The organism is Alphaproteobacteria bacterium, assembly GCA_035625915.1.
Taxonomy (GTDB): domain Bacteria; phylum Pseudomonadota; class Alphaproteobacteria; order JACZXZ01; family JACZXZ01; genus DATDHA01.
In genome coordinates this window covers 1-7092 of sequence record DASPOR010000048.1, presented here as the reverse complement: position 1 = coordinate 7092, position 7092 = coordinate 1, and the positions used below count along the sequence as shown (strand labels likewise).

General features: G+C 64.0%; 7 protein-coding genes. 1 reads left to right on the top strand and 6 read right to left on the bottom strand.

All coding sequences use genetic code 11. The features are described from left to right. Positions 1 to 167 precede the first annotated feature (167 nt). From gshB to rsmI, 4 genes are all read right to left on the bottom strand, one after another. Positions 168 to 1133, bottom strand: a complete 966-nt coding sequence (gshB, locus tag VEJ16_04450) for a glutathione synthase (protein ID HYB08898.1) — start codon at positions 1131 to 1133, stop codon at positions 168 to 170. Positions 1134 to 1246: 113 nt separating this feature from the next. Continuing rightward, complete coding sequence (locus VEJ16_04445; GenBank protein HYB08897.1) at positions 1247 to 2101, bottom strand: transglutaminase-like domain-containing protein; 855 nt, start codon at positions 2099 to 2101, stop codon at positions 1247 to 1249. 107 nt (positions 2102 to 2208) lie between these two features. After that, positions 2209 to 2589 carry a YraN family protein gene (locus VEJ16_04440; protein HYB08896.1) on the bottom strand — a complete coding sequence of 127 codons (381 nt, stop codon included), beginning with the start codon at positions 2587 to 2589 and terminating at the stop codon, positions 2209 to 2211. Then, positions 2586 to 3407, bottom strand: coding sequence for a 16S rRNA (cytidine(1402)-2'-O)-methyltransferase (gene rsmI, locus VEJ16_04435; protein HYB08895.1), 822 nt, complete (start codon positions 3405 to 3407; stop codon positions 2586 to 2588). The genes VEJ16_04440 and rsmI overlap by 4 nt, the downstream gene beginning before the upstream one ends. 102 nt (positions 3408 to 3509) lie before the next feature. On the opposite strand from rsmI, the gene VEJ16_04430 reads away from it, so the two are divergent. Beyond that, complete coding sequence (locus VEJ16_04430) at positions 3510 to 4907, top strand: penicillin-binding protein activator (protein HYB08894.1); 1398 nt, start codon at positions 3510 to 3512, stop codon at positions 4905 to 4907. A gap of 21 nt (positions 4908 to 4928) precedes the next feature. Here VEJ16_04430 and hemW read toward each other — a convergent pair whose 3' ends face one another. After that, positions 4929 to 6110: a radical SAM family heme chaperone HemW gene (hemW, locus tag VEJ16_04425; GenBank protein HYB08893.1), complete on the bottom strand. Its 1182-nt coding sequence runs from the start codon at positions 6108 to 6110 to the stop codon at positions 4929 to 4931. A gap of 20 nt (positions 6111 to 6130) precedes the next feature. Beyond that, on the bottom strand, positions 6131 to 6730 hold the full coding sequence (gene rdgB, locus VEJ16_04420; GenBank protein HYB08892.1) for an RdgB/HAM1 family non-canonical purine NTP pyrophosphatase: 600 nt from the start codon (positions 6728 to 6730) through the stop codon (positions 6131 to 6133). Positions 6731 to 7092: the final 362 nt, after the last annotated feature.

The following is a 7092-nucleotide window of genomic DNA, read 5'->3' as shown; positions in this document are numbered from 1 at the left end:
ATATGTCCTCTGGGGCGATCTGCCAGACCGGTGGACGCTCCTCGGTGCCGGGATCGTGGTGGCGGCCGGGCTCTACATTCTGTATCGAGAGACGCAGAAAGCGCCGATCGCCGGTTGAACCGAGCGTTTGAGATCAGCGCTCTCGCCGGCCGAAGAACGCACCTCGATCACATCGGCCGCGGATCGTGCCGTGTGCGGAAACGGGCCTCGATCGCGTCCCACAGATCGGACTCGAGCGCCACGCCATCGAGGCGATCGATCTCCTGGATGCCGGTCGGCGAGGTCACGTTGATCTCCGTCAGATAATTCCCGATCACGTCGATGCCGACGAAAAGCAGACCCCGCTCCCTCAGCACCGGGCCGATGGCGCCGCAGATTTCCTTGTCGCGGTCGCTGAGCGCGGCCTTGACCGCCCGTGCGCCGGCATGGAGGTTCGCCCGCGCTTCGCCCGGCTGGGGCACGCGGGCGACCGCCCCAAGGGGCTTTCCGTCGATGAGGATGATCCGCTTGTCTCCGTTGCGCACCTCGGGAATGTAGCGTTGCACGATGACGGGCTCGCGATAGAGCCGCGTGAACATCTCGCAAAGCGCATTGAAGTTCTCGTCGCCGGGGCCGATGTGGAACACGTCGGCCCCGCCATTGCCGAAGAGCGGCTTGATGACGATATCCTCGTGCTCTGCGCGGAACTGCTCGATCGAGGTCCTATCGCCCGTGATCAACGTGGGCGGCATGACGCCTTCGAAATGCGTGACGAAAAGTTTCTCGGGCGCATTCCTCACGTGGACCGGATCGTTCACGACCAGGACGTTGGCGCTTATATGCTCGAGCATGTGGGTGGCCGTGATATAGGCCATGTCGAAGGGCGGGTCCTGACGCATCAGGACGATATCCATCGTGCCGAGATCGAGGGTCTCGAAAGAGCCGAGCGTATAGTGATCGCCCTTTTTGCGGCGCACCTCGAGCCGGCGCGCGCGGGCGTAGAGCCGGCCTTCGCGCAGCATCATGTGCTGGGGCAGGTAGTGCCATAGCGCATGTGCGCGGCGCTGGGCCTCAAGCGCCATGACGAAGGTGCTGTCAGCGTCGATATTTATGGACTCGATCGGGTCCATCTGGATGGCGACGGCAAGGCTCATCGTCGAGCTCCCCTGAAAACCGGCAAGCGGGTGGCGGGACGGCGGAACTATAGCGAGCGCAGCGCGCGCCGCCAGTGCGGCTTTGAACCCGAATTTCACTCACGGCCGCCACACTAGTTCAGCTTTGTGCGCAATTCCTGGAGCAAGGCCGCGGCCTGATGGCGATGGGCATTTTGCCCGGCACGCCCGAGGAACGTTTCGAGCGCGGATATGGCGGCGCGGAGATTGCCTGTCTTGCCGCGCAAGGCCCCCAAATCGTGCCACAGGCCGACTTCGTCGGGCGCGATCAGCATCATATTTTCAACAACCTTGACGGCGCGGGCATTGTCATCCGACTGGCAAAGCCTGAGCTTCAGGTTGTTCTGCAGCCTGAGCAGTACGTCCCGGCTTCCGACCGCGGCGTAATGCTCCGGATGCAGGGCCGCGTTCTCGCCGTGACTCGTCTTGATCATCTCGCGAAGCTCGGAGACCTCTCGCACAGTTCCTTCGTTGAATGGATCGATGATCGCACGCTGGCCCGAGTGGGACAGGCGAACCATGAAATGGGCGGGAAAGTTGATGCCCGTGACGTCCCAATTTTGCGCCCGTCCTGCGTGGATGTAGATGATGCCGAGCGAGACCGGAAGTCCGCGGCGGCGATCGATCACGCGCATCAGATTGGCGTTTTGCAGGTCGTCGTAGTTATGGCTGTCGCCACGGTAGCCGTGGCGCGCAAAAATGACTTCGTTGAGGATCATCGCGCGCGCGCCGAGCGTGTCGGGCCCTGCGGAAAGCCGCTTGGCCTCCTCCGCCACGTCGCGGGCGATGGCTTGCAAGTGTTCGCGATAACGCGCGACCGGGCATTGCGGATTGTCGATCGCGGCAAACGCTAATGCGGCCTCCGCAAGATCGATCGCGTCGTCGGCCTGTGTGCCCACGAGGCGCAAGTAGTCGCGCGGGTCGTCGGACGAAAACCGATCTTGGCTCATCCATGCCGCCATCGATTACGGCTCGTCCGGGATGGGGGGAAGACAGAAAGGCATGGAGGTTTTTAACGTGAAAGTGCTCTCGGGTCACGCGTCACGATGAGCCAGCCTCAATCGCCGCCGCGTTCATCGAGATGCCAAGCGTTCTTAACGTGACGCGGCAGTTGCCACGGCCGCACCAGCATGACGTCGAAGCGCACGATCAGTGCTGCCAGCGAAGGGTGATGTGCGAGAAATGCGGCGCTCGCGCGTGCGATACGGCGGCGCTGACGCGGGAGGAGTGCCGCGGCGGCGTTCGCGTGCGTCTCGCGCGCCTTCACCTCCACGATCGCAAGGGTGCGGCCCTTGCGCGCAACGATGTCGATCTCGCCGACCTTGGCGCGATAATCGGCCGCAACGATGCGATAACCTTTGAGCGACAGCACCAACCGGCAAAGCGCCTCCGCCCAGCGCCCGCGCCGATAAGCGCGCCTGCGGCGCTCAACACTCATTTTTCGCCGCGCGGTTTTGCGAGTGCGAGGGCGCGTGCATAAACGCGCTTCTTCGGCAACCCAGTGCCGCGCGCAACGGCCTCGGCCGCATCGCGGAGACTCATGCTCGCCAACGCATTCTCGATAAGCGTATCGAGCGCCTGTTCATCGGGCGCGGAGGTTTCGAGCGGCGGCCCGACGACGACCACGATTTCGCCTTTCGGCGGCCCGACGTTGCGGTAATGAGCGGCGAGCTCCGCAAGCCCACCGCGGCGAACTTCCTCGTGAAGCTTGGTCAGCTCACGAACGACCGCCGCCATGCGCGGGGCGAGCATTGCCGTCATATCGGCAAGGGATTCGGCGAGACGCGGTCCGCTTTCGAAGAACACGAGGGTCGCCGGGAGGGCCGCCAAATCCGCAAGCGCCTTCTGCCGCGGTCCCGACTTCGACGGCAGAAATCCGACAAAGAGGAAGCGGTCGACCGGCTGGCCCGAGAGCGTCAGTGCTGCAAGGGGTGCTGAAGCGCCGGGCACCACACTCACGTGTATGCCCGCGTCGATCGCGGCACCCACCAGTTTGAAACCTGGATCGGAAATAAGCGGCATGCCCGCATCGGATACGAGTGCGATGCACGCACCCTCCTTCAACCGAGCCAGGAGTTGCGGCCGCGCCATCGCGGCATTGTGATCGTGATAAGGCGTCATCGGCACGTCGATGCCGTAGGCCGCGAGGAGCTTTCCCGTGACCCGCGTATCCTCGCAAGCGATGAGATCGGAATGACGGAGGACCTCGAGCGCTCTGAGCGTGATGTCGCCGAGGTTGCCGATGGGCGTCGCCACCAGATAGAGACCTCGCCGAATCGTGCTTAGAGCCCGTTTACTTCCATTCGGCCACCCGCTACGCTCGGCCGCGTTTTCCCGGGATGCTGTGGAGCCCATCCGTTGCGTCATTCCCTCAAGAGTCCGTGGTCGGGGATGCAGCGCGTGCGCGTCGCGGCATTCGCGGCTGCATTCGTGTTGGCCGCTTGCCACGGCTCGAACCTAGGCGATAAGCAGCCCCGTCCGCAAGGAACACCCCAGGCGGGCGCAGCAGCGACGGGCGATCAGGGATTGAAGTTGCCGCCAGGCGCGGTGGAGGTCCAGCCCCTCAATACGGGTGCAGCAGCGGCGCCGCCAGCGGCGGCGTCGGGTGCGGGTGAAAATCCTCAAGCGGTCAAGGTCGGGCTTCTCCTGCCGTTGAGCGGAAACAGCGCACCCCTTGGCAGGGCTCTCCTCAATTCGGCCGAGCTTGCCGTGTTCGAGACGGCCGGCAAGAATTTCGCACTCCTCCCGCGCGATACCGAAGGTAGCCCGGAGGGTGCGGCGCGTGCAGCCCGCGCGGTTCTCGACGACGGCGCCAAGCTGATCCTAGGTCCGCTTTTCGCGGAGGAGGTTCTCGCCGTGGCCCCACTTGCGCGCTCCGCCGGCGTCAACGTGATCGCATTCTCGACCGACGAACGCGTGGCGGGCGAGGGCGTCTTCCTGATGGGCTTCCTGCCCCGCACTCAGGTGAAGCGGATCGTGGTCTATGCGCACGCGCAAGGGATCAACCGTTTCGCGGCGGTGGTCCCTGACACACCCTATGGCCAAGCGATCGCCTCCTTGTTGCGTGACACCGTGGGCGAAGCGGGCGCTTCGATCGCCGGGATCGAAAGCTACAATCCGGCCGCCAACAATGCGGCCGAAGTAGTTCGCCGCCTCGCCAACTATGACAGCCGTCACGCAGCCCTTTTGGCACAGCGCAAACAACTCGAGGGGAAGACCGACGAGGTTTCACGTCAGGCACTTCAACGCCTGCAGACTCAAGATACGGTCGGCGACGTCGATTTCGATGCCGTCATGCTGCCCGAGGGCGGAGAGCGCTTGCTGGCGCTCGCTCCGTTGCTCCCCTATTACGACATCGATCCTTCCCGCGTGCGATTGCTTGGCACGGGGCTTTGGGACGACCCGCGGGTGCGCAAGGAGCCGGCTCTCCTCGGGGGCTGGTACGTCGCCCCCGATCCGAACCTGCGCGGCGACTACGATCAGCGCTATGCCAAGCTCTACGACGCCCCGACCCCGCCGCGGATCGCAACGCTCGGCTATGACGCGGCGGCACTCGCCGCAGCACTCGCGAAAAGCGGGGGCGAAGCCGGATTCAGCGCGCAAGCACTCACCAATCCGAACGGCTTTTCCGGCGTCGACGGTATATTTCGGTTCAATGAGGATGGGCGAAATGAGCGCGGCCTCGCTGTGCTCGAAGTGCATGGCGACGCTCCTACCGTCATGAGCCCCGCACCCGTGAGCTTCGCGACCGAGTAGATCGGCAGCAACTCCCCCTCGTCAGGCGATAAGGGACGCCAGCACGGCGTCGAGCCGCTGCCGCCCGGAAGCGGTCGCGCGCAATGAACGCTCGTCGAGGACGAGAAAGCCGCCCTCGATCAGGATTGCGAGGCGATCGGCGCCGACAAGCGCTTCGATCCGGCTGCCGAACTCGCGGCTGACACGCTCACGGCCAACGCCTTCGCTCAACCGCAAGCCCATCATCAACATCTCCTCGAATCGCTCTTCCCGTGTGAGCGGAAGGCGCTGCCGCGTTGCGTGACCGGAACGTTCGACCGACTCCAGCCATCGCTCGGGTGCTCGATGTTGACGCGTTGCGATCTTCTCGCCCTCGATGGTAAGTCGGCCATGCGCACCCGGGCCGACGCCGACATAATCGCCGTAGCGCCAATAAGTGAGATTGTGGCGGCACTCCGCCCCTGGCCGGGCGTAGTTGGAAATTTCGTATGCGTGGAGATCCCGGCAACCGAGTATCTCGGCGGTCGATTCGTAAAGTGCCGATGCCGTGTCTTCGTCGGGCATCGCGAAATCGCCGCGCGCATGGGCTTGCTCGAAACTCGTACCGGCCTCGATGGTGAGTTGATAGAGCGAAACATGGTCGGCGACATATTCGAGGGCGGTGCGAAGCTCTTCTTGCCAGTCTTTCGGCGTTTGGTTCGGCCGCGCATAGATGAGATCGAAGCTCACGCGCGTGAAATTCCGCCGGGCAAGCGCCAGTGCCGCAAGCGCCTCGGCGCGCGAATGCCGGCGGCCGAGGAAGCGAAGCTGAGCGTCGTCGAGCGCCTGCACGCCGAGCGAGATCCGGTTCACGCCAGCGCCGGCGTAACCCGAGAAACGGCCTGCCTCGACCGATGTCGGGTTGGCCTCGAGCGTGACCTCGAGCGCTGCGTCGGGTCGCCAGTGCCGTGCAATCCGATCGAGCACGGCCGCGACGGTCTCGGGCGCCATCAGCGACGGCGTGCCACCGCCGAAAAAGACGCTCGTCACCGTTCGTCCCGCCGTGTGCGCAGCGAAGTGGTCGAGCTCCGAGAGAAGGGCGTTGCGCCAGCGCGCCTGATCGATGCGATCCCGCACATGGCTGTTGAAATCGCAATAGGGGCACTTCGCGAGGCAGAAAGGCCAGTGGACGTAAACGCCGAAACCCGCATCGGCGACGGCGCTAGCATTGGACGCCGGTCCCATCGTCGTCGCGTCAGCGCCCATCATGCGTCGAAACAAACGGCGAGCAGCTTGCGGAACGCATCGGAGCGATGGTTGATGGCAAGTTTCGCTGCAGGCTCCATCTCGCCGTAGGTGATCCGATAGCCGGCCGGCTGAAACACCGGGTCGTAACCGAAACCCCTGTCGCCGCGCGGCGGGAAGACCAAAACGCCATCCGCGCGCCCCTCCACGCTTTCGGTATGTCCATCAGGCCACGCAAGGCTCAGCGCGCACACGAAATAAGCGGCACGGTCATCCTTGTCCGACATTTCCCGCTCCAGGCGGGCCATGGCCTTGGTGAAGTTTCGTTGGCGACCGGCCCACCGGGCCGAATTGATGCCGGGTGCGCCGCCGAGTGCCGGGACGACGAGACCGGAATCGTCGGCGAGTGCCGGCAGCTGCGCCGCGCGCGCGGCAGCGACCGCCTTGATTTCAGCGTTTGCGACGAAAGTGGCGCCGGTTTCCTCCGGCTCGGCCAGCGTCAGTTCGATGGCCGCGATCGTGGTGACATCGTAGCGCGCCAAGAGATCGCCAATCTCGCGAACCTTGCCGGCATTGTGGCTGGCGATCACGAGCCGGTCGCCCGCGAATCGTCTGGCCATGCGAAACTCCCGATATTTCATCCCGGACGACCGCCGCGGCCGTCCGCTCAGCGCACACGAGCGCGGTGCATTTGAAGTTCCCAAGATTTTGGTGGCAGCCACGTTAAGGAACTTCAAATCCGAAAACCACACTCGATTTAACATATTGCCGATTTAACATATAGCTAGTGTGGCCTTGAATCCGAAATTCGCTCACGGTCTCGCACCAAGATATGGCGAATTTCGGATTCGTCACAACAGCCGAGGAGACCTCGGGGCGAAAGCGCTCCGTGATTGGTCTCGGGCGAAATGAGCGGGCGACTCAAGATTGTCCCAAGGCCCGCCGCTGCATAAGAGCCAACTCGGCAACGCCCTTCTCCGCA

What these genes read in the sequence shown, in the direction of transcription:
- gshB (HYB08898.1), bottom strand. Translation starts at nt 1,133, where the DNA reads ATGAGCCTTGCCGTCGCCATCCAGATGGACCCGATCGAGTCCATAAAT.
- VEJ16_04445 (HYB08897.1), bottom strand. Translation starts at nt 2,101, where the DNA reads ATGAGCCAAGATCGGTTTTCGTCCGACGACCCGCGCGACTACTTGCGC.
- VEJ16_04440 (HYB08896.1), bottom strand. Translation starts at nt 2,589, where the DNA reads ATGAGTGTTGAGCGCCGCAGGCGCGCTTATCGGCGCGGGCGCTGGGCG.
- hemW (HYB08893.1), bottom strand. Translation starts at nt 6,110, where the DNA reads ATGGGACCGGCGTCCAATGCTAGCGCCGTCGCCGATGCGGGTTTCGGC.
- rdgB (HYB08892.1), bottom strand. Translation starts at nt 6,730, where the DNA reads ATGGCCAGACGATTCGCGGGCGACCGGCTCGTGATCGCCAGCCACAAT.